Origin of the sequence: Maribacter flavus, from assembly GCF_008386635.1 — a bacterium.
GTDB classification, from domain to species: domain Bacteria; phylum Bacteroidota; class Bacteroidia; order Flavobacteriales; family Flavobacteriaceae; genus Maribacter; species Maribacter flavus.
This window is the reverse complement of the sequence record NZ_VUOE01000001.1, coordinates 824,081-850,354: the sequence shown is the minus strand read 5'-3', so window position 1 is coordinate 850,354 and position 26,274 is coordinate 824,081. Positions and strand designations below refer to the sequence as shown.

The 26,274-nt window shown below is 41.1% G+C and carries 20 protein-coding genes and 1 tRNA gene; 15 read left to right on the top strand and 6 right to left on the bottom strand.

The annotated features are described in order from the left end of the window. The first annotated feature begins 91 nt into the window (after nt 1–91). The 5 genes from F0361_RS03755 to rfbD all read left to right on the top strand — a co-directional run bounded on the left by F0361_RS03755 (nt 92) and on the right by rfbD (nt 4,847). Nucleotides 92–415, top strand: a complete 324-nt coding sequence (locus F0361_RS03755; RefSeq protein ID WP_317129170.1) for a Dabb family protein — start codon at nt 92–94, stop codon at nt 413–415. Between the two features lie 114 nt (nt 416–529). Further along, nucleotides 530–889, top strand: a complete 360-nt coding sequence (locus F0361_RS03750) for an MmcQ/YjbR family DNA-binding protein (protein WP_154917273.1) — start codon at nt 530–532, stop codon at nt 887–889. 250 nt (nt 890–1,139) lie between these two features. After that, nucleotides 1,140–2,915 carry a MutS-related protein gene (locus F0361_RS03745; protein ID WP_154917272.1) on the top strand — a complete coding sequence of 592 codons (1,776 nt, stop codon included), beginning with the start codon at nt 1,140–1,142 and terminating at the stop codon, nt 2,913–2,915. 507 nt (nt 2,916–3,422) lie between these two features. Beyond that, nucleotides 3,423–3,971 carry a dTDP-4-dehydrorhamnose 3,5-epimerase gene (gene rfbC, locus F0361_RS03740; RefSeq protein WP_154917271.1) on the top strand — a complete coding sequence of 183 codons (549 nt, stop codon included), beginning with the start codon at nt 3,423–3,425 and terminating at the stop codon, nt 3,969–3,971. Nucleotides 3,972–3,980: 9 nt separating this feature from the next. Continuing rightward, nucleotides 3,981–4,847, top strand: a complete 867-nt coding sequence (rfbD, locus tag F0361_RS03735) for a dTDP-4-dehydrorhamnose reductase (RefSeq protein WP_154917270.1) — start codon at nt 3,981–3,983, stop codon at nt 4,845–4,847. Between the two features lie 34 nt (nt 4,848–4,881). Here rfbD and tamL read toward each other — a convergent pair whose 3' ends face one another. The 5 genes from tamL to F0361_RS03710 all read right to left on the bottom strand — a co-directional run bounded on the left by tamL (nt 4,882) and on the right by F0361_RS03710 (nt 16,458). Further along, complete coding sequence (gene tamL, locus F0361_RS03730) at nt 4,882–7,203, bottom strand: translocation and assembly module lipoprotein TamL (RefSeq protein ID WP_317131722.1); 2,322 nt, start codon at nt 7,201–7,203, stop codon at nt 4,882–4,884. Nucleotides 7,204–7,206: 3 nt separating this feature from the next. Continuing rightward, entirely contained in the window at nt 7,207–12,183 is a 4,977-nt protein-coding gene (locus tag F0361_RS03725; protein WP_154917269.1) for a translocation/assembly module TamB domain-containing protein, read from the bottom strand. A gap of 384 nt (nt 12,184–12,567) precedes the next feature. Next, nucleotides 12,568–13,668: a DUF4407 domain-containing protein gene (locus F0361_RS03720; RefSeq protein ID WP_154917268.1), complete on the bottom strand. Its 1,101-nt coding sequence runs from the start codon at nt 13,666–13,668 to the stop codon at nt 12,568–12,570. A gap of 113 nt (nt 13,669–13,781) precedes the next feature. After that, the gene (locus tag F0361_RS03715) at nt 13,782–16,091 is read right to left on the bottom strand and encodes a M56 family metallopeptidase (protein ID WP_154917267.1); all 2,310 of its coding nucleotides are present in this window, start codon (nt 16,089–16,091) and stop codon (nt 13,782–13,784) included. 1 nt (nt 16,092) lies between these two features. Further along, nucleotides 16,093–16,458: a BlaI/MecI/CopY family transcriptional regulator gene (locus F0361_RS03710; RefSeq protein ID WP_154917266.1), complete on the bottom strand. Its 366-nt coding sequence runs from the start codon at nt 16,456–16,458 to the stop codon at nt 16,093–16,095. A 155-nt stretch (nt 16,459–16,613) separates the two neighbouring features. Between F0361_RS03710 and F0361_RS03705 the strand changes: the two genes are divergently transcribed. Beyond that, nucleotides 16,614–17,816 carry an NAD(P)/FAD-dependent oxidoreductase gene (locus F0361_RS03705; RefSeq protein ID WP_154917265.1) on the top strand — a complete coding sequence of 401 codons (1,203 nt, stop codon included), beginning with the start codon at nt 16,614–16,616 and terminating at the stop codon, nt 17,814–17,816. Nucleotides 17,817–17,907: 91 nt separating this feature from the next. Further along, nucleotides 17,908–18,486 (top strand): PhnA domain-containing protein, encoded by a 579-nt coding sequence (locus F0361_RS03700; RefSeq protein ID WP_154917264.1) that lies wholly within the window; start codon nt 17,908–17,910, stop codon nt 18,484–18,486. 106 nt (nt 18,487–18,592) lie between these two features. Here the strand turns inward: F0361_RS03700 and F0361_RS03695 are convergent, their stop codons facing one another. Beyond that, nucleotides 18,593–19,987 carry a dipeptidase gene (locus F0361_RS03695; protein WP_154917263.1) on the bottom strand — a complete coding sequence of 465 codons (1,395 nt, stop codon included), beginning with the start codon at nt 19,985–19,987 and terminating at the stop codon, nt 18,593–18,595. 200 nt (nt 19,988–20,187) lie between these two features. Here F0361_RS03695 and F0361_RS03690 point away from each other — a divergent pair. The 8 genes from F0361_RS03690 (at nt 20,188) to F0361_RS03660 (ending at nt 26,264) form a co-directional block, all read left to right on the top strand. After that, nucleotides 20,188–20,269 (top strand) — tRNA-Leu (locus F0361_RS03690). 383 nt (nt 20,270–20,652) lie between these two features. After that, a complete protein-coding gene (locus tag F0361_RS03685; protein ID WP_154917262.1) occupies nt 20,653–22,440 on the top strand; it encodes a ParB/RepB/Spo0J family partition protein in 1,788 nt (595 codons plus the stop codon). A gap of 254 nt (nt 22,441–22,694) precedes the next feature. After that, entirely contained in the window at nt 22,695–22,853 is a 159-nt protein-coding gene (locus F0361_RS18655; RefSeq protein ID WP_157518033.1) for a hypothetical protein, read from the top strand. Nucleotides 22,854–22,870: 17 nt separating this feature from the next. Then, a complete protein-coding gene (locus tag F0361_RS03680; RefSeq protein WP_154917261.1) occupies nt 22,871–23,707 on the top strand; it encodes a DUF932 domain-containing protein in 837 nt (278 codons plus the stop codon). A 732-nt stretch (nt 23,708–24,439) separates the two neighbouring features. Next, complete coding sequence (locus tag F0361_RS03675; RefSeq protein ID WP_149304580.1) at nt 24,440–24,787, top strand: single-stranded DNA-binding protein; 348 nt, start codon at nt 24,440–24,442, stop codon at nt 24,785–24,787. 76 nt (nt 24,788–24,863) lie between these two features. Continuing rightward, complete coding sequence (locus F0361_RS03670; protein WP_154917260.1) at nt 24,864–25,244, top strand: DUF6876 family protein; 381 nt, start codon at nt 24,864–24,866, stop codon at nt 25,242–25,244. Nucleotides 25,245–25,256: 12 nt separating this feature from the next. Beyond that, complete coding sequence (locus F0361_RS03665; protein ID WP_121847525.1) at nt 25,257–25,454, top strand: hypothetical protein; 198 nt, start codon at nt 25,257–25,259, stop codon at nt 25,452–25,454. Nucleotides 25,455–25,883: 429 nt separating this feature from the next. Continuing rightward, entirely contained in the window at nt 25,884–26,264 is a 381-nt protein-coding gene (locus F0361_RS03660) for a BfmA/BtgA family mobilization protein (RefSeq protein WP_154917259.1), read from the top strand. The last annotated feature ends 10 nt before the right edge of the window (nt 26,265–26,274 follow it).

The window sequence follows — 26,274 nt, the reverse complement described above, 5'->3', positions numbered from 1 at the left end:
ATCAAACTACGGATACAATCACATGAAAACTATAACAACTTTAGTATTTTTGGTACTTACAACCATGGCCTTTGGCCAAACAAAAGAAAACATGAAAGAATTCGATCCTAATTTCAACCATACCGTATTTTTTTGGTTGAAAAATCCAGATAGTCAGGCCGATAGGGATGCCTTTGTAAAATCCCTGTCCAAATTTCTGGACAATTCCGGGTATGCCAAGACCAAGTTCATAGGAACCCCGCCAAAAGCGAGTAGGGACGTCGTGGATGGTTCCTTTACTTTTTCATTGATGGTGTCCTTCGAATCTGCTGAGGCACAACAGGCGTACCAAGATGAAGCCCCGCATAAACTTTTCATCGAGGAATCAGAACATCTTTGGGAGAAAGTGATTGTTTACGACTCAACAGGTATATAAGAGCCTCCCCAATCCCTCCAATGCTTTTACTTCGCTCAGCATAGGTGAAGGGAGGACTTAAATAGAAGAAAGATTTGCATTTTTTCCCTTAGGGTTTAAATAGTATTATTTGCAATGAACATTGAGGAATTTCGGGAATACTGCTTATCCAAAAAGGGCGTAACGGAAGGATTTCCTTTTGACGAAAAGACCCTCGTTTTCAAGGTCATGGGAAAAATGTTTGCGTTGTGCGGCTTGGAACGGGTACCCTCACAAGTGAACCTAAAGTGTGACCCGGATCGTGGCGAGGAATTAAGGGAAAAGTATGATGGCCAGATCATTCCCGGCTACCATATGAGCAAGATCCATTGGAATACCCTTTTTCTAGAAAACTTACCACCAAAATTGGTACTGGAGCTTACGGACCATTCCTATGATTTGGTGGTAGCGAAGTTCCCTAAGAAGCTTCGGACGGAATATGATGCCTTATTATAAGTAAGAGCAAGAAGAATCTTGGTTAATGCAACCAGACCCCAAAGGTTTTTTAAACCTTTGGGGTCTTTTAATTCCTGCAACCAAACGGATTTATAATTCCCCAATCTCGTGCCCCCACCAGCTCTGCAAGTTTTCGATTTTCGGAGCTACAGAACAACGGCTGGTTATGTGAGTGATTCAATCCCTATAAATTTACCTGCTTAGCGTTTGAAACCCTACTTTTGTTGAAACTTCAGAAGTAAGCAATGGCATGAGGGATCCCCTATCTTTTTATCAGGATGAAATAAAATCGTACCAGGGGCAATTGGAAACGGTAAAGTCACAATTGCTCGCCTCCAGCACCGTTCGTTTGGTCGTTTTCATACTTGCGGTTGTTGGTGTTTATTTTTTATATGGGAATACCAGAATGGTCCTGGTAGTTTTGGTCGTTGCCATGGTCATTTTTCTTTATTTGGTCTCTAGGCATACCGATTTACAGTATAAAAGGGACAAGCTCAAAAGATTGATCGCTATCAATGAAACCGAGATCCAGGTTTTAAACAGGGACTATAAAAACCTTCCAACAGGAGATGAATTTAAGGACGATACCCATTTTTATAGTCAGGATATTGACCTTTTTGGCAGGGGTTCCTTTTTTCAGTATCTGAACAGAAGCAGCCTTCCGGAAGGCGGCCTACTCTTAGCTTCCATATTAAAGGAAAACACTGTGGACCGAATTGAAGCAAAACAAGAGTCAATGAAGGAATTGGCTCAAATCCCCAAATGGCGACAGGATTTTGCCGCCACCGCGGCGTTGTCGAAGTCGGAAGTAACCACCCAAACGGCATTGCACTGGATAACCAGTTACAGGCCCTTTGTTCCGGGTGTTATGCGATTTTTACCGTGGCTGTACACCGGAGGCAGTATTCTGTTTTTTGGCCTGTTGCTTATGGGTTTTCTACCTACTTCGGTATTGTTCTACTGGTTGTTGTTGGGGCTATTGATAACAGGTGCCTTTACCAAAAAAATGACCAAACTCGTTTCAGGCACAAGTAAGATTCAATCTTTATTCGAACGCTATAATCGTTTGCTAGCGGCCATCGAATCGCAAAAATTCGGGTCGGCCCTACTGAAGGAAAAACAGGGAGGGATACAAAGCCATGGTAAAAAGAACTCCGTAGTGCTTAGGGAATTCGCCGGTTTATTGTCGGATTTGGACCAAAACAACAATCTATTATACCTTATTTTTGGAAACGGCTTGTTTCTAAGAGGCCTGTATACGGCATATAAGGTTGAAAAATGGATTTCTGAGCACAAAGAATCCATGGGTATTTGGTTCGATTGTATCGCCTTTTTCGATGCCCATAATAGCTTGGCGAATTTTGTCTTTAACCATCCGGGATATACCTTTCCAATTCTTAAGGAAAACGGAATATGCATTAAATCCAAGCAGGCCGGGCATCCTTTGCTGGACCCCAAGAAGTGTGTGCTGAACGATTACGAAATAGGGCAAACCGATTTCTTTATCATCACGGGGGCCAATATGGCCGGCAAAAGTACCTTTTTGAGAACGGTTTCCTTACAGATTGTGATGGCGAATATTGGACTTCCTGTATGTGCGGCATCCATGGAATACAGTCCCATAAAACTGATCACCAGTATGCGTACATCAGATTCCCTAACGGATGACGCCTCCTACTTCTTTTCAGAATTGAAAAGGCTAAAGTTCATTGTGGACGAAATAAAAAAGGATCGTTATTTCGTTGTCTTGGACGAGATTCTCAAAGGCACCAATAGTACGGATAAGGCCGCAGGCTCAAGGAAGTTCGTGGAGCGTTTGGTATCTTCGGGTGCTGCGGGGATCATTGCCACCCATGACCTAAGCTTGTGCGAGGTGGCCAAGAAACTATCAAAGGTTAAAAACTACTATTTTGATGCGGAGATTGTGAATGACGAACTTCATTTTGACTATATCTTCAAAAAGGGCATCTGCCAGAACATGAACGCCTCTTTTTTATTAAGGAAAATGGATATCATAGGCGAGTAGCCAATACCTTGTTTATATATCCAAACTTTGTGATTGCAGATTCTCCTATTTAAACTTTTTTAATTAAGATCATAATCTAAGGTAATTTACCATTCGTCTACAGTAATTTGGGGTTTCATCTTGAGAGTCCTCATGTTCTCTTTGCACGACTTTATATTTGTTTCATAATTAAATACAAACTATTATGAATAAGCGAAGTAAACTCAAAAAATCCCTGGGCTATTTAGAAATATCAAAATCACATTGTATTTATCAGATTTGTAATGTTAGTATCAACAGAAAGGAAATAATTCTAAGCACCCTAACTCCCATAGCTCCTTAAAGTAAAACTACCATAGGTAGTTTCCCCCGAATCTTTCAAAAGCCGATATCCCTATCGGCTTATTTTTTTAGTTGAGGTTTACGTTTGGCATATTTCAAAACCAACTTCCCAAAAAGTAAGTATCTTGCACGTGTGAAATTTAGAAGAAGCAAACTTACTGTACATTTCATTGGCTGAAAGTGTAGATGCAAATTAAAGAAACAAACATAAAGGACTGTTATGAATTGGAACCTAGGGTCTTTGAAGATCAAAGGGGGTATTTCTTCGAGAGTTTTAATCAAAAAAGGTATGCTGAGCTTACAGGCTTTATGGTGAATTTTGTTCAGGACAATCAATCATTTTCCACAAAAGGGGTGTTGCGCGGGCTGCATTATCAAAAAGGTGAAAGTGCCCAGGCAAAACTAGTAAGGGTGCTTCAGGGAAAGGTGTTGGACGTGGCGGTGGACATCCGAAAGGATTCCCCAACGTATGGAAACGTATTCAAAACAATTTTATCCTCAGAAAATTATAGACATCTTTTTATCCCAAGGGGATGTGCACATGGTTTTGTTACCCTTAGTGATACGGCAACCTTCTTTTACAAGTGTGATAATTACTACGACCCAAAGGCCGAGGCGGGAATCATCTATAATGATCCTAACCTGAATATCGATTGGGAATTATCCGATAGCGAACTTATCATTTCCGAGAAAGATCAAATACTTCCTCAATTCAAGGATTTGGTAATCCATTAAGCCCTATAGATGCAGCGTAAAAAAAGAGTATTGGTGACCGGAAGTTCGGGTCAGTTGGGAACAACCTTACAAAAATTGGTTCAACCGATTGATGAGAGCATTGAATTTGAATTCGCTAATTCGAAGGATTTGGATATTACGAACCTAGAGGCAGTCACGGAATTTTTAAATAAGGACAGCTTTGATTATTGTGTCAATTGTGCTGCTTATACCCAAGTGGACAAAGCAGAGGAGGATTCGGAAAGAGCCTTGCTCATAAATCAGCAGGGTGCCCAAAATCTAGCAAAAGCCTGCCATGCATACAACATTGTTTTAATACACATTTCTACGGATTTTGTTTTCGATGGCACAAAAAATACTCCCTACTTGGAAACTGATAGACCTCGTCCAATGGGTATTTATGGACATTCCAAATTCAAGGGCGAACAGGAGGTAGTAAGGAATATGGAGCGATATTTTATCATACGTACTTCTTGGTTGTATTCGGCATATGGTCATAACTTCTTTAAGTCCATGCTCAAATATGGTATGGAGCGGGATCAGTTATCGGTCGTTTTCGATCAAGTGGGCACGCCCACATCGGCACATGATCTATCCGAAGTAATTCTAAAAATCATTTCGGAGGAAATAGACGCGTATGGAATCTATCACTTTAGCAATGAAGGCGTGGCCAGTTGGTACGATTTTGCGGCGGCCATCTTCGAAATCAACCATATTGAGGTAGACCTAAGACCCATCCGTTCCAAAGACTATCCAACGCCAGCTGAGCGACCCAGCTATAGTGTTTTGGACAAAAGCAAAATCAAGCATGTATTGCATTTGCGCATACGACATTGGAGAAGAAGTCTTGCAGAGGTATCCAAATTTATGGAATAGTCCTTATAGCCTTGTAGGTGCCAAAGAGCAACTCCTAAAAAGGGTATCCAATAGCAAAATTCAGTGTCATTCTGTTCCCTTTATCCCCAAAAAATGGAATATTCCATCGGTCGTTTTCTGGTCGGTAAGGAATGCGAAACGGTGATGCCAAGTCCAACCGAATTACAAAGTTTTGAATGTCGACCCGCGCTCCAAATCCAAATCCGGCAGCTACTTCACTAATCCAACCGGATTCAAATTTCCCATCAGTAAACAACGAATTGGAAGCTGCACTTTGTTGTTGGTCCGCTTCTAAATCCTCATAGCTTCCGGTCAACCAAACATTTCCCGCATCAACAAAGAAAGCACCTTTTAGATAGGATACTATTGGGAACCGATACTCCAAATTTGCTTCTAGCACCAAGTTTCCGGACCTATCGAAATAATCGGTAGTGGCATCTTCTTGTTGGGCATTAAAATTCCCGGGACCTAGGGATCGAATGTTAAAGGCCCTGACACTATAGGGCCCTCCAGAAAAAAACTGTTTTACAAAAGGTAAGGTTTCGCTATTGCCATAGGGTACGCCCCACCCTGCATAGACACGCGATACCAAGGTTTGATCATTGCCCCAACGCAAATAAAACCTAAAGTCTGCATCCAATTTGGCATATTGGGCATACTCAGAACCGATGATGGTCCCCGAACCTCCATCGATCAAACTGAAAAGATTTCCTGCAATGTCCAGGTTGGTGGAGAAGAATATTGGGTAGTCTTTTTCCAAATCAGAAACTTCATCATAGGTAAATCCATATAACAATCCGGCGATGAACCGTTGCTCAAAACTGCGTCTTAAAAAGGGGTTGTCATCCAGAATTACCTGAAAATCCTCCGTTACGTTCGTTAATCTCGCATAGCTGAGGCTTACGGGGTCTAATTGATGGTACACATACCTGTTCTCCTTCCATGTATAACCAAAGGAACCGTTAATGGAGCTCAAGGTGAACAGCTGACTACGTCTCAAGTAATCGATACCAGCAGAAATTTTTGTTTTAGGCACGGAATATCTAAAGTTTTTTGGGGAAAAGGGAATGGATCTGGGGAATATTAGGTCTCCCTTGACCCCCCAGGCAATGCTGCTCAGACTTGAATTGTTTCCTGAAGATAGCTGCGATTCATAGGAAAAATTCGTGGATAAACTAAGTGTTTCGCCTCCCTTGAACAAATTTCTGTTACTATAGGTCAGTTGTATTCCGGGTCCGGTAAAACCATTGGATTTGGTTACGGCCTGCACCTCTGCCCGAATGGAACGTTTCGTTAAAGGGGCCAAATAAATATCGGCAGCAAGGGAACCCCCGTCACCATCGGTCATGGTAGTGTCCAGTTCTGTATATTGGATATTCACATATTTGTAACTGCCCAATGAAGAAAGCCTATTGCTGGTAATCCTAGAGGTATTGGCATCATATAGATCACCTTCCTTAAAGAGTAGGTAGGTTTCCAATAATTCGGGTCTAAAGTAGAATTCGTTTTGGATAAAATCAGTTCCGTTTACGGTGGTTTTCTTTTGGTTAGAAACGGGTATGGTGTCGCCTTCTATAGAATAATTCAGGAAAACGGTAATGGAGTCTATAGTGAATGGAATGGCTGATTTTTTAGGGACTTCTTTTTTAAGTCTAAGGAACAGGTCGAATTTTCTGTTATTGTATTGGTTGGTATCCGCCTCAAAAATCAAAAGATTGGCTTGGCTGTTGTAATACCCTTTCTGTTTCAGGCCATTGTCAAGCCTTTCCCGTTCCGCTTTTAACAGGTCAAGGTCAAATCGATTGTCCTTTTTTAAGGGAGTTTCTACAATTAGCTTTTCCAACTCCTTATAAATTGGAAGCGAATCCCTATCCAATTGATAGTTCCCAAGGATGTAGGGTTCTTGAATGGAGATACTATAATTGACCGAAGCCTTTTTATCCCCTATGTTGGCTTCTGAGCTTGATTTACTGTAAAAGAAACCGTTATTGTCCAAACGGTTCAATAAGAGCTCCTCTACTTGTTCCGGATTTATTTCAGAGAAGTATACAGGTTCTTCTCCAAAAGAATTGTTTAGGAATTTATATATAAAACCTGGACGCTCCCTTTGAGCCTTATAATAAAAAAAAAGTGCTGGTTTCATACCTAGAAACTTGGTATTTGGGTTAGGGGTTATTAAAGTTGTTAATTCCCTCTCGATATTTTTAAGGTCCCTAATGTCACCAATGGTATCCACTTTTAAAGTGGCACCCGTATATAGTTTTTCTCCTTCAGGAATGAATTTCTCAACACTACAGGCGGAGAGGAACATTACCAATAGGGGGAAGAGCGCGTATTTTAGGTGCAACGTTTTCAAAGTCTAGTTCTCCTTTTTTTGGTTGTCATTTTCCTTTATATCGTCTTCTGTTTTTACCTTGACCGGACTAAAAAGTTGACTAAATTTATTAAACTCCCTATCGAAGATAAATGCAAGTCCGGTCACGATTAATTGTCCATCAATGATATTTTGATATTCTTGTCTTCTAAATCCTTTTAAGCGGTAGGTTCCCTTTTCGGATAAACGATATTCAAGCATTACATTACCGATGACCGGAGTGGAAGTGTCTGAATTGGCGGCACTGCCCTCCACATCCAAGCCGCTTCCGGCCGTAACAATTAGGCGGTCATTGAATAATTTTTTACTTGCATTGACATTCAGTTGGGTTCTGTTCCGGTAGCCGTTTCCTTGATAATCCTGAAAACTGTCCAGGTCAAAATCAAGTTCAAAACCACTGTTTCCCAATATTTTGTTCGAAATCGTGTTCAGTTCGCTGGACAATACCTTGTTGACATTGTTTCTTGCCAAGGCAATGGCGCCCCCATTACTTCCATCACTACCGGAGGTGGGATAAAAACGATTCAGGGCCAGGAGGGAGAATACCTGTTTGTTCAATTCAGATTCCTGCTCGTTCAATTGTTGTATGCGCCCATACACCGCTCCACCGTAGGAACCCTGTGCATTTTCGGGCATATCGAGGGCAAAGGAGAGCTCGGGAGTGGTTATTTCCCCACCGACCATCAGATACACTAGAAAAGTGGATGATCTTTGATATTGCCCCGAAATTCCGGTATCCTGACCAAAACTAATGGATGACATTAAGGGTGCAGCCGATGTTTCCAGTTCGTAGATGGCCGTTACATTCAATTTTGCATTGTATGGGTCACCAGACCAGGTGACACTACTCCCCTCATTGATGGTAAACTCCCTGCTAACCAAATTGTACAAACTGGTCCTGTAAAAACCTGAATTGAGTTCCAACCTTCCTGATAATCGAATATCTTGATTGGGGTCAATGTTTAGGCTTAAACTGGCATTGCCGGAGGCTTGTAATTTGTCTTGGGTCTTTTCATCCAGTACAATGTTGAAAACGGCATCGTCCGAAATCTCCAAGGTGGTATTGATATCCATTCCGGAAAAGACGGAGCTGGCCGTCTCCCCGGTATTTCTCGTCAATATAGCATCCGGGTTTTCTCGATTTACAAAGATGACCACACCTTCCCTTTCCTGAATTTCGTATTGTGTTTGAGGTACCAAATAGGTAAGGTCCGTAGCGTTACCTATACTCAGGGAGCCATTAATAACCGGTAGTTCCAAATCTCCTGTAATTTCTAGGTCGGTATCGATTACGGCAGACCCATACACCAATTCGTTATCTCCTTTTTCCGAATTCAAGGCTGTAAAGTTTTTGGCCTTTACGGTAAGTTGAAAACCTGGATTTAAGAGGTTGTCCGTGGTAATCGCTCCATCCAATAGTAGGCTGCCTTGGTTCGAGTCATTTATACGAAAGGCGTTGAGGGCGATTTCTTCTTCGTTCAGATCCAACTGTTGGCCATTTATTTTTAGATCGGTTTTAAAGGCAGATAGTGTAAGACCCACATCATTGAATTTGATCCTACCCGAATACTCTGGCTCGGTTAGTGAACCGTTGACCAATAAACTTCCAGATATATTTCCTGAAGGGTTTGAGAGTTCATCGGCAAAAAAACCTTGTACAATAGCAGTCTCCAATTTTTGTATGTCCAGCTCCAAGTTTAAATCGGCGCCGTTCTGTGTTGCCGCATAATCCCCCGTAAGGCGTACATTGGCACCACCATCTTTTAATAGTAAGTCGATATCATAATCCGATAGCGATTTTGAGGAGGCATTTAAGCTGAGGGTCCCTAACGGGTTTTGTAGCAACCGAAATTGGTCTATATTGAGTTCAGACACCAAACCGGATGCCCCGTACGGATTTAAAATGACAAAGTTGCCATCCACGATGCCCTTGGCCAAGGATTCTTCTGGATTGAAAAGGCTTAAAAAGGTCTGTAGCTGGAAGTTTTCAAATTGGATGCCGATATGGTCCGATGACATTTCAGGAATTTGGGTTGATACCTCCAATTTTTGACTGTTTCTGGAGAGTAATACGTTTTTAAATTGGGAGTACGAGTTCGCTAAGTGTATGACATTGTCCTCTGGAATGTCCCATGGTTTTTTGTTCAATACGAGATTTTTTGGAGACACATGAAGCCGAACCGTATCACGTTGGAAAACAAGTTCCGATGCAACGTGCATCACTGTAGTAGTATCATTGGCCGAACTAAAATCCAAGACCAGTTCCTTGTTTTTAAGACTGCCCTCCAAATACGTCCTTTTTAAAAGAACCGGTTGGTAATCAAGTTCAGAAACTCCGGCCATGAATTTAAAATCCTGGGAGTCGCCCTCCAAATCCACCCGGAGGCTATCTATCGTGCTCCCCGCATAGGAGACCCTGGGGACGATGACCTGACCGGATATTTCCTTGGTAAACGAATCGAACTTAGCATCAATGGTCAGGGAATCCAGTTCTTGTATACCATCAAAAAACACCTTTGAAATTATGGGGGTAGGTGCAAGTGCCAAGTCCAGGGTGGCTTTAACACTGTCCAACTCCATGGTCGTTAGGGAATCCGAACTGAAATAGGTTTCAAATTGGTTTTTTAAAGCGGCTGTGATTCTGGCAGGGGAGGCGTTTGAAAATAGTCCTCCGTTAATAAAACCGCTCTTTATTTTTATATCCGTAATAGAATCTTCTACATGGGCATTGATGTTGAGCGGCGCAATTTGATATTGTTGGTTGTCCGTTACCGCAATTCCATTGTCGATGGTGGTTTCAAGGCTGAAATTATTCGAAAGCCCCGTATAGGAGCCCTCCATATTGGCGGCTAGTTTAATATCCTTTCTGGTAAGGCCCAATGCCCTTAAGTCCGCCCCTATTAAATTGGCATTGAAGTTTACGGAATTGGTTGCTGCTTTTAAATCAATAGTTGCCGTGGATTTGAAATTAAGATTCCTGTCCTGCATTTCAAGGGACGCACCACCTGTTCCATTACTAATTTCCCCATTGATAAGAATATCTTTATACGCGTAGTCATGAAATTCCACCATCGGGATTTGACCATTAATTTTAGAATTTAGGTTGGAAAGGTTTGTTCCGGACCCGCTGGCGTTTAGATGTAGTGATAGCAATCCCAATTGCGGATTTTTCAAGATTTTACCCAGATGGAGACTATCGGTTTTTAGGGTGCCATCAAAACTTTGAGTCGTATCAAAACGTGCATTGCCATCCAGATGGACGGATCCTTCAGGGATTGAAAGTTGTAAATGCGTTTCTAAGGATTTTAATGTGCCTTTCGCATTCCCTGTAAGCGCTATCGATTCTGAAATTTCAATTCCCAATTCTTTGTCCGATATGAACTTATAAGCATCCGTATTTATCGTGTTTAGGTTAATATCGTGCAAATTATAGTAAAATTCATTTTCATTCGTGATAGCACTGGCCTCCCCTTGAATGTAAAGATGTGTATTGGGACCCCAATGTATTTCCGACTGAAATCGGTCAATCCTTTTCAAGTTTCCGGATACCTCTAGGTTCCCTGTAATATTGTGCTGCGATAGGGAATCCAGATATTGGTTGTGTTGGAGTTGTGGAAGGAATTTTTGAACATCCTTGGTGGCAATGGATACATCCGTAATACTGGCGTTTAGGTTGGAGTTGGACGTGTTGACCAACGCCTGCTCTAAGCTTTCATATTCCATCTCCAAATTTGCACGAGCTTTACTCTGATTGAAGGAAACAGATAAATCTTTTAGAGAGGACGCTTTGTCAGATACCTGCACATTGAAAGCTAATTGTTTAAGGACCATGCCACTGGCTTCCTTAAAAGTTGTTTCATCCAAGATCAGTTCAAAATTTTTAGGCTTATAATTGAAATCTCGCGCAAGGAACGTCATCTCTTGAAAGTTGAGATTGTTCGGATTGAAAGTAGTTTCGTTTGTACGGGCGTCCGGTCTGGAAAAATGGAATTCATTATTCTTTAGGCGGATGTTGTTCGTGGAAAGTTCCATTTCGGGCCACTCGAAGGAAGTATTCTGTGTCTGGGTGGTATCCACGGACTGATTAAGGGCGAGGGACATGGATGAATCTTCAAGAATGAAGTCCTCCACAGTGAATATAAATTCAGGAAGGTTCACATTCGCTTCTGTGATGTTAAAATGGTTTAGTTTTCCAGATGTTTCAATACTATCGGGAGAGGAAGAATATTCATACGTTACGTTGTCAAGTAACAATTGGTCGACGTTTATTTTGGGTAATGGACTTGAATTAGGTTCGTCGCTTTCCGGAAAAGCATGTGCTTGGTTATAGGTTATTTGGGTATTTCCAAGTTCAAAATCGACAACACTAAAAATCATCGTTTCCAAATCGAATTCCTCCATATCGGTTTCTAAGGTTCCCAAGGAAAGATGTACGTTGGTCCCCAAATAGTCGTCCTCGTAGTCCACTTTCCAGTCGGAAAGGGAAAAATTACCCAAGCTAATTTCCATAGGTTCCGAGGACTGTGTGGAATCGGTCGGCGTCGAAAAAGCATCGATTATAAAGGAAAAATTGAATCGGTCCCTCTCAGAACCTCTATGGATATTGGCAATAATACCATCCGCAGAAACATCGTCGATGGAAAGTCGGTTCTTAAAAAGCAGTGGATAGAGGGGTAGATCCAATTGAAGTTCCTTTGCAAAGAGTAAAGTATCCCCTTGGATATCCTCCAAATAAATACCCTTGGTTTTTAAGTCTCCTGCAAATGTGATGAATACTCGTTCTATGGCTACTTTTGTACCTGTCTTACCGGAAACATAATCCGTTAGTTGCGTAACGATATAGTTTTGTGCCCATGGTGTTCTAAGAACCAAAACCAAAAAAACGAACAAGGCTAAAAGGGCAAGAAAAATCTTTCCTACCGATTTAAGAATGCGTTTGCGGTTCCATTTTTTGTTTTCCATAGGTCGTTAAAAAAGGAGATAAATAGGCGATTGGCCCTTGGCCATTTTATAAGGTATTCACCAAAATCGCGGTAATAATTACAAGCAGAAGGGAAATTATAATTACCAGATTGTATACCCTCCTCTTTTTCTGCTTTTGTTCCTTTAATGTACCCATTAAGCGCAAAGGTAGGTTGATATCTTCAAAAGGTGATGCTGTTATGAAATAAAGAGTGTCTCTTTTACTTGTAGTTAGATAGAGGAACGCCCACCTCTATCACGCTGATTTGAAGGCTTAAAATTCAATAGTCCAGGCCGAAATAGCAGAGAAATTGTGGTTTGTCCTTTGTAGGGATGGCCACAAGGAATATCTTACATTTTAGAAAATCTAAACTTAAATGGTCTTTAGAGGTTTTTAACCTGAACCTCGTGGAATTTGTCGGCCTGGAGGCGTAAGAGTTCTTCTGCTTTTTGTTTTTTGTACCCGTAGAGTTCCTCTTCTCCTTTTAAATCTTCGTAGATTTTTTGGTTGAGTTCCCCATCTGTAGCAACAATGAGTTGACGCTGTGCCACCTTTTGGGTCACCCAAGAGGAAAGGATACTTTCCTGTTCTTCCAATTTTACATCGTACTCACCTTTGGGAGCCAATAACTTGGCAATGATGGGGGAGGTCTCAATGGCAAGGAACAAAAGGAAGATGAAAAAGGAGGGAAACCAAGGTAGTTCACCTAAGGCATTGATACGGGCCATGAGTCCGTCAAAACCGTCTATGATAGGTTGTGTGTTCTGTACTACTTCGGCATATTCCGTATTAAGATAGGTTATTTGGTTTTCCAAACCAACAATCTTTTCACCGTTGGTGGTTTTTAATTGCTGTAGTTCGGCCAAGGAAGCATCGTGTTTTTCACGTTTCTCCTTATATACGGGACCTTTCCCCAGAAGTCCAGTTCCGGCAGTTCCCTCAGCTTCGTTGATATAGATATCATAGAGGGCGTTTGTTTCGGCTTCCTTTGCCGCTATTTCCGATTTTAGATTGGCGATATCCTGGTTCAATTGCTCCACTTTGGGCGTGTACTGTAAAGCAAGTTGTTCCTTGTTGGCCAAGGTAAGTTCGTTTTTCTGCTCCAAAAGCACCTGATTGATTTCCTTCTCAAAAATTTTCATTTCAAGCGGTTTGGAAATGACAACCGCGATGATGATGGCCAAAATAATCCTTGGGGTGGCCTGCAGCAATTCCTGTGAAAAATTGTTCCTTTTTTTTAGGGTGGAAACGATGAATCTGTCCAGATTAAAAATCAAAAGCCCCCAAATAAGCCCGAAAAATGCAGCGGCATACACACTGTCAAATACCGTATATAACGCGTAGCTACTGGCAATAAAGGCCATGACGGCCGTAAAGAATACGGTGGCGCCAATACCGGCGTATTTGTTCTGCTCGCCTTTGGAGCAGGTTTTTAAAATTTCGGAATCCGCTCCGGAACAGAGGATAAAAAAGTTTTGTAGCATGATGATTTGTTTTTTGATTGATTAAAGCCTTACCTGTTAGAACGTAGTTTACCAAAGTTTGTTACATAAAAAGCCCCTTGGAAGGGGCTTTTAACAGTATTTGTGAGTTCTTTTTAGTTCTTTAGATGGTTTGGGTCGACCGACAGCTTTACCAATGTTTTTTCATTCGTGGATTCCCTTGGGTCGATATTTATCTTGTCATTTTTTTTTACGACCTCCAGAGCTTTTTCGGCGGAAATGGGTGTGCCGTTGAGCATAAAGTCGGCTCCTTCTTTGGCCAACTTCTCAATGCTTTCAACGTGGGAGATAGGGTTTGGCGGAGGTGGTGGCGTTGCTATATTGGGTTCGCTCATCTTAATATAGGTTGGGATCGGTTGAGACTCCGGTAGTTCCGACCGATGAACCAGTATGGTCTTGCCAACCACATCATACGGATCCTGGGTGTCAATAATGCTTTCTATTTGGTTCACTGCATACTCTGTATCCGAAACATTTTTGGGAGGTTCGGGAGCTTTGGGAGCCGGAGGCGGTGGGGGAAAATTTGGAAAAGGTTCCGCATCCGCCTGTTGTTTTTTGGACATTTTGCCATACAGTTCTTTTAGGCGTTTTATTTCCTTGTTTTTGATGATTATACTGTTACGGTCCATTTCATTGTACTTTTTGGCCAATGCGTTGTATTCCTTCATTTCCTCACGGGTGGCGCTATGCTGAACTTTAGAGAATTGTTTATCCTCCGGGCCTACAATATTGATGGTGGCTACACCATATTCAACAAGTATTCGTTCGACTTTTTGAACCACTTCTTTAGGTGCTTTGGTATCGACATATATTTTAGAAGCTACAATCTTTCTTCTTTGCTCAACGGATAAATGTGGATTGATATTCGTAAGGAACTTTGTTAACGCCTCCAAAGCAACCAAATCTTCTTGGACCAATATTTGACCTTTATTATTGATGTTGACAGAAATCTGTTTAACGGTATGCTGAATTGTTGTGTTGGTTTTTGGTAAACATTCAGGAAAGGGTTGCGCTTCCCTTTTCTGCACCTCGCTCATTTTACTGTAAATGGTCTCTAGAGTTTTTAAATCATTCAATGGAATTTTTCGTTTTTCAATAGGAATGACATTGTATTTTGTGGCCAAGGCATTGTATTTTTCAATTTCCTGCCTTTCTGGATAATCATTTTCAATGGCGAAAGGGGTATTTCCCTTTTCACGTATAACTTCTTGATTTGGTGCAACTATGCGGTAAAATCCATAATCCAAAAGTGAATTATACACGAACCAAACTTCGCTATTTGGAATGTCCTGTGAGGAGGTTAAATGGATGTTTAAGATTTTGTTTCTTATATCTGCATCTATATCAGTATTGAACTGATTTACAATGGATAAAAAATTATTTTTATTCACCGCTATATCTTCAACAAGGTAATTACCATTCCCTAAAATTTCTATGCTTAGGCTTCTTGCGTAATGTTCAGAAGAAGTGTCCGATGATGCATTTTTTGGTATATAAACTTCCTTGCTGGTGCTAAATGCAAGAAGTAGGAATACGGTTAATGGGAGCAATAGAAAACTCCTCAATACAATTGATTTTTTTGATGTGTTTGTTTTCATGACTGTAAAACGTTTTTTGATGCTTCGGCTACGCTCGGCACGGGTTGATGAATAAACTATAGCGTTCGCTATTTTGATGGATGAATGGTGGTTTTCACTCGCCTTTGTTAAAAAGGAAAGAAGAAGATGTTGGTATTTTGGTATGCTAGTATCGTTCTTGACGACGGCACTATCCGCCAAGAATTCATGATTCAGCTTTATGGCCGATTTTAACAGGTAAATAAGGGGATTGAACCAAAGGAGTACTTGGGCCAGCTCTACCAAAATAATGTCCAAACTATGCCATTGGTTGGCATGGGTTTCCTCATGTAACAATACTTCTTGTGGAATTTGGTCCGTTTCGTAAGCGGTCTTGTTCAAGAAAATATAGCTAAAAAAGGTGTGAGGAGGTAGTTTTGGTATCAATAAGACCCTTGTTGTAAGACGTGTCCTTAATTTTGGGTTTTTACGAATACGCCACCAAAGTTGTCTTAAATGAAGCAGAAACCGAATCCCGAATATGGTTACGCCAAACAAGTATATACTACAGAGAACGGTTTCCCAATTCATTTTTTCAGTCTGGATTTTTGATGGGGCATCGGTAAGGACGGGATTGGCCTCTCGAGGTGTTGCTTTAAGCAGGTCGGTATTTGTGGGAATCGCAACGTATTCGGTAAAAACGATGGTAGGTATCAGTAAAGAAGCCACTAAGGCACCCAGTAGGTAGGCCCTTTTAAAGTGGTGCATGCTTTCCTTTTCCAACAAAAGCTTGTAAAAGAGGAGAAAAATGGCCAAACAGGCGGTGAATTTTGAAAGAAACAACAGCATATCACTTCTTTTTTATTTCGTCGTCTATCAATTTTTTCAATTCTTCCAGTTCCGTTTTGCTGAGATTGGTTTCTTGCGCAAAAAAGGAGGCAAACTGACTGGCGCTGTCGTTGAAGAAGTTCTTGATCAGTCCGTTTACGTGTTTGGAAAAATAATCCTTCTTTTTTACCAAGGGATAATATTCCCGACTCCTTCCGTAACTGTTGTAGGCCACAAACCCCTTGTCCGCCATACGCTTTAAAAGAGTCGCCACCGTGGTGGTAGCCGGTTTTGGTTCCGGATACGCCTCCAGTAGGTCTTTCATGAAGGCCTTTTTGAGTTTCCATACGATGTTCATGAGCTCTTCTTCGGATTTTGACAACTGCATTTTTTCTACAGGTTAGGGTTTCTTCTACAAATATAGAATAAAATATTTTATTCTACAAATGTAGAATATCGGTTTTGTGAAATCTTTTGGAAACTGATAGTTGTCATAAAATCGGCCTATGCACCATTTTACCTTTGAACTATAAATCACGAATAATGACCACAACTGTAGTAATAGGTGGAAATTTCGCCGGAATGACCGCCGCCCTCGAACTTAAAAGAAAGGGGAAAAAGGAACAAAAGGTAATCGTAATCGATAAATCGCCCCTCTTTTTATTTATCCCGTCCTTAATTTGGGTGCCCTTTGGGAGACGGAATATAAAAGATATATCCTTTAGGAAAGATAAGATACTTCAAAAGAAGGGGGTGGAATTTGTACATGCCGAAGCACTTCGTGTAGACCCCCAAGCCCAAAAGCTAAAAACCACCAAAGGGGAAATCGGTTATGACCACCTTGTCATAGCTACGGGACCCAAGGTCGATTTTGATGTCGCACCTGGCGTTCTGGAGCATGCCCATTACATAGGAACTCCAGACGGTGCCATGAAGACCCGCAAGGCCTTGGAGGAATTCAAAAAGAATCCTGGTCCTATTGTCATAGGGGCCACCCAAAACGCAGGTTGTATGGGTGCTGCCTATGAGTTCTTGTTCAATATAGAGAAATGGTTGCGGGAAGAGAACATTCGCAAGAAGGTCGACCTACATTGGATAACCCCTGAAACCTATTTGGGACATTTTGGCATTGACGGTATGCCCGGAGCCGAAACCATGTTGAAGTCCTTTATGAAGATGTTCAATATCCACTACCATACCGAGGTCGGCGTTGCCGAGGTACAAAAGGATGCCGTGGTTTTAAGCGACGGAAAGGTGTTGAAAAGTAGTTTTACCATGCTGATGCCTCCTTTCAAAGGGGTTGATTTTGTACTAAACTCACCGGAGCTCCAACCAACGGCCACGGGCTATCTACCCGTTGGCGAGGATTATAGACATGCCGTTTATCATAATATTTGGGCAGCCGGTATCGCCGTAGATGTCAAGTTGCCGTTTGAACCTGGAAAAATCCCTTTTTCCGGACCCAAAACGGGGTATCCATCGGATGAAACCGGAAAAATAGTTGCCGAAAACATTATAAGGACCCTATCGGGCAAAAGCAAACTCAGAAAAAAGGCATGGGGCAAAATCCCGGGAATCTGTGTCATGGACGCCGGTAAAAAGGAGGTCATCATTTTGAGCGATCACTTGTTCAAACCTCGCAATTTTGCCATCATGATTCCCAACGTACTGTACGATTTCAACAAGGTACTTTTTGAAAAATATTTTCTTTGGAAGACCAGAAAGGGCTATTCCTTTTTACCGTAGTATCGTTTTTTGAGCCTTTATTGCGATATAGATTTTGGGAATCGGCAATAGTGAACGAATTGGTGTATGTTTGCCGATAAATATTTTGAAAATGGGGTTATTGGAAGATTTACAAGACCGAAGTGGCAAAGTGTGCGAGTTTTGCGGCACTGCCGATACCTTATCGATCTACGAAGTGCCCCCGGTCTCTACGGGCGGATTTGATGGCAGCGTATTGTCGTGCAGTACCTGTATTGGCCAAATTGAAAATCCAGATACGACCGATGCCAACCATTGGCGTTGTCTCAACGATAGTATGTGGAGCGAGCACGATGCGGTCAAAGTAGTGGCTTGGCGCATGCTGTCCCGATTAAAATCTGAAGGATGGCCTCAGGATTTGTTGGATATGCTGTATTTGGAACCGGAGACCTTGGAATGGGCCAAGGCCACGGGAGAGGGCGTTTTGGAAGCCGATAAAATCGTCCATAGGGATGCCAACGGAGCCATTTTGGAGAACGGGGATTCCGTGGTGTTGATTAAGGACCTAAAAGTTAAAGGTTCCAGTATGGTGGCCAAACAGGGTACGGCCGTTCGTAGAATTTCCTTGGACCATGAAAATGCCGAATATATAGAGGGCAGAGTAGATGGTCAGCAAATCGTCATCATTACGAAGTACGTGAAGAAGGTCTGATTAAGTTAAAAGTTAATAGTTAAAAGAGTTTTTTTGCTAACTGCTAACTGCTAACTGCTAACTGCTAACTGCTAACTGCTAACTGCTAACTGCTAACTGCTAACTGCTAACTGCTCTTTTTCATTTCCGTAAAATATTCATAGAAGTAGGGTATGGTCTCAATGCCTTTTAAATAGTTCCAAACCCCAAAATGTTCGTTGGGGGAGTGGATGGCGTCACTGTCGAGGCCGAAACCCATTAGGATTGTTTTACTATCCAATTCTTTTTCGAAAAGCGAAACGATTGGGATACTTCCACCACTGCGTTGCGGTATCGGTTTTTTGCCAAAGGTAGTTTCATAGGCTTTGGAGGCGGCCTGATAGCCATCAGTATCTATCGGTGTTACGTAGCCTTGACCCCCATGATGCGGTTTCACTTTCACTTTTACCCCTTTAGGAGCTATGGACTCAAAATGACGTTTGAAGAGCTCCGTAATCTCCCTCCAATCCTGATTGGGCACCAATCGCATGGATATTTTCGCGTAGGCTTTACTCGCAATGACCGTTTTGGCACCTTCGCCAATGTATCCACCCCAAATACCGTTCACGTCCAAGGTAGGCCTAATGGAGTTTCGTTCATTAGTGGTATATCCTTTTTCACCGTAGACGGAATCGATATCCAACGCTTTTTGATACACCTCCAAAGAAAAGGGGGCTTTGGCCATTTCGGCGCGTTCTTCATCTGAAAGTTCCTGAACCTTATCGTAAAATCCCGGAATGGTAATATGATTGTTCCCATCATGTAGACTGGCGATCATTTTGGCGAGTATATTGATGGGATTGGCGACGGCACCGCCGTAGAGACCTGAATGCAAATCGCGGTTAGGCCCTGTGACTTCTACCTCCACATAGCTTAACCCACGAAGTCCCGTGGTAATGGAAGGCACATCATTGGCAATCATTCCGGTATCGGAAATAAGGATTATGTCGTTTTTTAGTTTTTCCTTGTTTTGCGAAACATAGGTAGATAAATTGTTACTGCCCACTTCTTCTTCCCCTTCGATCATAAATTTTACATTGCAGGGCAATTGATCCGTTTTGACCATAAATTCCAGAGCCTTTACATGCATGTACATTTGACCTTTATCATCACAGGCGCCCCGGGCAAAAATGGCACCTTCAGGATGGAGTTCCGTTTTCTTGATGACAGGTTCAAACGGAGGGGAGTTCCATAGATCCATGGGGTCTGGAGGTTGCACATCATAGTGTCCGTAAACCAGTACGGTGGGTAAATTGGTGTTTAGTATCTTTTCACCATACACAATGGGGTAGCCGTCCGTTTCATGAATTTCCACCAAATCACAACCGGCCTTTTCCAAGGCTTTTTTTACCGCTTCGGCAGTATCCAATACGTCTTGGGAGAAGGCGGAATCGGCACTGATGGAAGGAATTTTTAAAAGCTCAATAAGTTCCTGTAGGAATCTGTCTTTGTGTTGGGCAATGTATTCTTTTACGTTTTGCATGTATGTGTTTTGAATAATCCATTTAAAAATACAAAAAGCTGGAATTTAAAGATTGATTATTTAGAGAATTGAAAATTTACTTTATATTTGCCTCCCGAATAATTCGACAGTGGTCGGATGGGAAATGCAGGCGTGGTGGAATTGGTAGACACGCTAGACTTAGGATTTATCCAAATAAAAAGTGTTAATTTGCACTTTATGCGGGTGTGGTGGAATTGGTAGACACGTCAGACTTAGGATCTGATGCCGCAAGGTGTGGGGGTTCGAGTCCCTTCACCCGCACTAAAAGCCGAAGAGAAATCTTCGGCTTTTTTACTTTGAAAATTGACCAAAAAAAAGCACGGGTACAACATAGGTACAACATTTGACCTATTTTCAAGATAAACTTTGATTTAGTGTCATATAATTCCATTTGATATTAACCACTATGTCAATCAATATAAATTCATAGAATTTAGGTTTTCTCGACTCTTGTTCTTCGATTTGGAGTTTATTATCATACAATATTCCCGAAAGTTAAACTCGTAAAATACTTCCATCAAAAGACTACGGCATAAAGCCACCGCTTCTGTCCATACTTATTTATTCCGTTTCCTTTTGAGCCAAGATTTTATCTTCCGTTTGGTTCACTGCTCAAATATTGTTTAATCTAAAATTTGAGTATTATGACAACAAAAGCAAGTACCACAAGAAAGCGTAGAAGTACAACAACTACTGCGAAGAAAGAAGTTAACGGAAAAAAAGTTCCGGTACTTCAAATCGAGAACATTCCAATTGGCAAAATTAAGCCTGACCCCAAGCAACCGAGAAAGACCTTTGATGAAAAACAGCTAAAACAGCTCTCGGATAGTATCAAAGAGTTTGGTGTGCTACAACCGATAACGGTTCGGAAATCTGGAAAGGACTTTATCATCGTTATGGGCGAAAGACGATTTCGCGCAAGCAAGATTGCCAGAAAGAATACAATTCCCAGTATAGTAAGAACTTATGAAAACGATGAAGTGTTGGAAGTTCAAATCATCGAAAACTTGCAAAGAAAGGACGTAGAGCCTACCGAAGAAGCCGAAGCGATAGCTTATCTAAGCGACAAATATCAACCCTCTGAAATCGCAAAGCGTTTGGGAAGAACCGACAATTTCATAAGACAACGTTTGAAGTTGGCTGGATTGATTGACGGTTTCAAACATTTTGTTCGCAATGGTGAAATGACCATTTCGTTAGGTGTTGGTGTCGCACTTTTTGAGCCAGAGGAACAACAGATGATGCTGGAAACGATGGGCGAAGACTTCAATGCACATCAGATAAACCGAATGATAAACAATCGAACCTATGATTTGGAAAAAGCACCCTTTGATGTAGCCGATAAGACTTTGGTGGTTAAAGCGGGTTCTTGTGTAGAATGTCCATTCAATGCTGCGAATCAAGGTAACCTTTTTGGTGAAGGCAAGATGGTCTGTACGAAATCGCCCTGTTTTGAGACGAAAAAGACCAAATCGTTCTTGAACCTTATTGAAAAATCCAAGAAAAAAAACCTTTTGCTCATTCCTGAAATAAGACAGTACTGGGCTGATGAAGAAAAAAATCAGCTCGTTATTTCCCAACTGGAAAATAATGGATTGAAAGTCTATTTGCTGGACGATGTCGAAATTATAGAGAATCCTATCGAGCCGACAATGGATGCCATTAAGATTGAATATCAGCATTATGATTATTCCGAGGATGAACTGAAAGCAGAGTTCAAAGAGGCTATTCAGCAATATAAGGAAGAACTGAAAACGTATTGTTCAGCAGAAAAGAATGGTTTTGTAAATGGTATCGTCTTCCATCCTGAAACATATCAAAACAAGAATGTTTTCATAAAAGTGATTGAGAAATTAAAGAATGATTCTTCTGAATATTCAGCACCATTGGCCAATAGGAAAATGGCAGATTGTACGCCCGAAGAACAAATCATCAAAATCAACGAGCGTGAAATCCGCAAGCGACAGATTGAAAACAACAAGCAATTTGAGGAAGTGGTGCAGATGATTCGTGAGACGGATTATATCGATACCAAAAAAACGCTTTCGGTAGATGAAATGGTTGCGTTTTCCATTTCACTCTTTGAAAACAATGTGGACTATATGAGCCGGCAAAAATGCTTTTCAGGATTTTTCGCCAAAACATCGAAAATGTCCAGGGTTGAAATAGTCGAGCATTTCAAGAAGAATTTCAAAAAGGAAATCTTTCACAAGTTGATTCGGTATATGCTCACGAAGCAAGTACATTTTAGCGAAAGCAACCATAACAATAACCTCACGAATATTTCATTTTACTATGCGATGCAGGGATATTACAAATCCAAGATTGCAGACATTGAGAAGAGCTATGCTGAGAAACGAAACAAGCGTGAAGCACGTTTGAAAGAGCGTATCGCAGTTCTTGAAAAGAAAATCCAAGAGCTCAAGGATTAGCTTTTGTTGTTTGAAGAAGGGTCGGCATTCGTGTCGGCCCTTTTTCTTTTTATGATATTAACAAAAGGGTACTAAGAGAAAGCATCAATCAATATCAGCGCAAAGGTAAACTCGTAAAATACACCCATCAAAAGACTACGGCATAAAGCCGTTGCGCGCATCCCTCTTCTTATTTATTCCGTTTCCTTTTGAGCTGTGATTTTAGCTTCCGTTTGGGTGATGCTCAAATATTGTTTAACTAAAATTTCAACATTATGGAACAAGCATCAAAAGCAAAGATTTCGGTCGAGGAAGCCGAAGTACATTATCAATCCAGTAAGGAAAATTACATCATTGAAGGTGCCGAAAGTCATCTGGCTTACTATAGAGAGAAGCATCCAGAGTATTACGCTCTGCTATCACAAATTGTTTAACCTAAAATTCAAAAGCTATGTATTTACAAAATTTGCAACAAGATGAGATTTTCGTTTCAAACGAAATGAAATCTTTGAAAAACCTGACCCAGATGGAATCCCGTCGCGGACTTGAAAATGCCATCATTTCGAATGGCAAAATCGTTAACGTGGTATCAAACAGTTATGGCCACATACCGAACCAACTGTTCTTCAAGAAAGCAGAGGAAATGTTAACTGATGCCGGATTAAATTATCACAAGCGCACCATCAACAAAAATGATAGGTCTTTCATTACCGATTTTATCATAGACGACAAAAGCCAGTTTACTGTTAAGAATGATAAGGACTTGATACTGCCAATGTTAAGGTTCAAGAACTCGTATGATGGTAGCGAAAAGACCTCTGGCCACTTCGGATTCTATCGAAAAGTATGTTCCAACGGACTTCACGTCTCACAAGCTGAAATCGAATTTTCGATAAAGCACAGCAGGAACAATACAGACCTCATAATGCCAAGGTTGAACAACCTGTTTGATAAATTTCTTGACAATGAATTCTATACCATAACCAAGAAGTTTGATAGGATGAAGGAATTTAAAATCATCGATACTAAAGAATTCGTAAAAGCCATTCTTGACAGAACCAAACTGTTCCGCTATGAATGTAGCGATAAAAACAGCGACCCATCGAAGAAGTCGAGAGAGGTTTTGGAAATCCTCAATTACGAAGCTCTTTTAGTTGATGAAGAACCAAATCTCTGGTTAGGTTATAATGCCTTTAATTCGGTATTGCACAATGTGCTGAAAAAGAGTTTCGGCCAACAGGAACTATTGGATAAAAAGTTGTTCGATGAAGTGTATGCCCTGGCATAGCTTTAAAAGGTATATCCAGTACCTTAAACTGGATTTTCCATTATTACAAATCCGTACTACTAAAACCACTCAGCACATTCCCCTGCATTCCGTTTCCCTACATTCCGGGAAAAGAGCTTCACTGCAAATATCTTGGACACAATCCCCAATTTCAGCTTTCCATTTCGCTAACCCTTCCCGCTTAGGCTGGGAAGGAACACTTCATTCCAGAGCGAAAATTGTGAATTAAGTCCGCCTTACCAAATCGGAAGGCCAGCACCTCGATTTTCTTAACAGAATTTACGGCAAGAACTTCTTGAGCCCTTGCTCGAAAATTCTTAAAAACCACGGCACCGGCCCACACATTTTAAGGGGTTTATAATGGATGAAGCCTTGAATGTTTTTCGGGGCATCGAAAAACAGGCAGTGCATAACCAATTCTAAATTAAACCCGATCGCTCGCCTCGCTTAACTTCCCGTACGCTCAACTCACGACCGGCTTTAAAAGAATTGCTAATGCCCTTATGGAACTTGTCAAGACCGTGACAAGTTTCAGCGAAAAATAAGGTATCTACTTCCTTGAAAATGCGAGCATTTTACTACGTCGCAGACACACCTGATTTATTCCCTGAAAGTCTTGACAAAACCCACGTCACCCATTGTGCTACGCACGTAAGAAATCAAACAAACACCCCTTAAAATTTCATCTCAATTTAATTAAACAGGGGAATTATTAATCTTTAAATTTTAGTTATGAGTACTTTAAGAAATCACGTACAACTGATTGGAAACGTTGGTCAAGAGCCAACCATTACGAACCTTGAAAGCGGAAGCAAGGTAGCCCGTTTTTCACTCGCCACAAATGAATATTATAAGAACAAGAAAGGCGAAAAAGAGCAAAACACCGAATGGCATACCGTGGTTGCCTGGGGCAAGACTGCTGAAATTGTAGAGAAGTATGTAGTCAAAGGAAAAGAGGTAGGCGTAAGCGGAAAACTGAAATCCCGAAGCTATGAGGACAAGGACGGTATCAAACGATACCTAACCGAAATCGAAGCCAACGAAATCCTATTGTTGGGTACAAAGAATGGCAACGAGTAAAAACAAAAACAAAGAGGGCGCACCTGTGGAAAGTTTCGCCCTCTTTTTCATTCTTAATTTCTAAATCGAAATCACAATGAAGACACAAGTTAACGAAATAAAAGAGCGGTTGCAATTTTTTACGGGAACGGAAATGTTCTACCAAATACCGCTTTTGAAAACCCGATTTACTGACGGTTTAAAATATTTAGCCGAAGTCGCTGAATGTTTTTGGCTCATAACGGATGCGTCGGTAATCGCTAAAAGTCTGATGAACCGAAGTGAATTTATCACGATTGACTTTAAAAGAATGTCCGAAGAAAAACAAGACTTTACAGGTTACGAAGCTGAAATCATTTACAGCGATGGAAACGACAACGTTTTGGAAACCCACCGCTATAATGCCACCGATTTTCCACTGGATGAATTGCGGATGTTCTTTGTGAACGATACGCTGATGTTACCAAGTGAATACTAAAATCGGGAAGCTATGATTTATCTAAATTTTACCGATTTGAGTGAGGAAGCGCAAGAGCGATTAATTGCCAATTCCAAGGAAGATGTCAAGAAAAAATATGGCAAGGATTTGATGGACTATGCCACCAAGCATCATACCAATTTAGACCAAATGCTTGACGAAGAAGCGTTACGGAATTTATATTCCTATACCTATGTATTTAATATCTGAATGATGTTTTTTGAAAGAAATACACCTCTGAATTTTCAGAGGTGTTTTCATTTTTAGTGCATTCATAATCACGAAAAAATCGTATCTTTATTTCGCTGAAATACAGCACACAATTTAAGTACAGTTATCCACTTTTTGACTTTCGCCGATAACAGTACCCATCGAAAATTAATGTATCGGAAATTTCATTTCCTCGAAAATGGCAATCAGCTTTTTAGCTGGATTGTATGGATTTTTGTCCCGTGAGCGGGACGAAAAGGAACAGCAAGAGGGTAACACGCGTTGCGATGTTACATATTCCTTTTCGTTTTCAAATCATTGAAAATCAATCGTTTAGATTCATTTTTATTCTTTGATTTTCAGTAATTTGCGACAAATGCCCTCAAAACGCCCATTTTTCGGGAAGGATTTGCGACAAATCGGCGAAATATGGACACATTTATTGGTATCAGGTTCAAGAAAGAAACAGCAAAACGTTTTCAGGAATTCTCACGTACACACTTCAAGACGCACACCGAGGCGATGGAAGCCATCCTCGATTTTTTCTTCTACAACGAGATTTCACCAAAGGAAAATTTAGGTCCGACCGGGCGCACCATAGAAGCAAAATTATTGAAGCGAATTAACGCGGTCATTGCCATAATGCGTGATGTGGAAAAGACTCAAACCAAACCCACGGTCGCAATGTTGCAATCCCTTTTTGAAATGGATGAGCCAAAAAAGAAACCGCTGATTTTGGAAAAGAAATTCGCAGAAGAAAATAAAGAAGTTAAGTTTCAAGAAAAGCGAAATAACTCAAATCAACTTTAAAGCCCTGGCT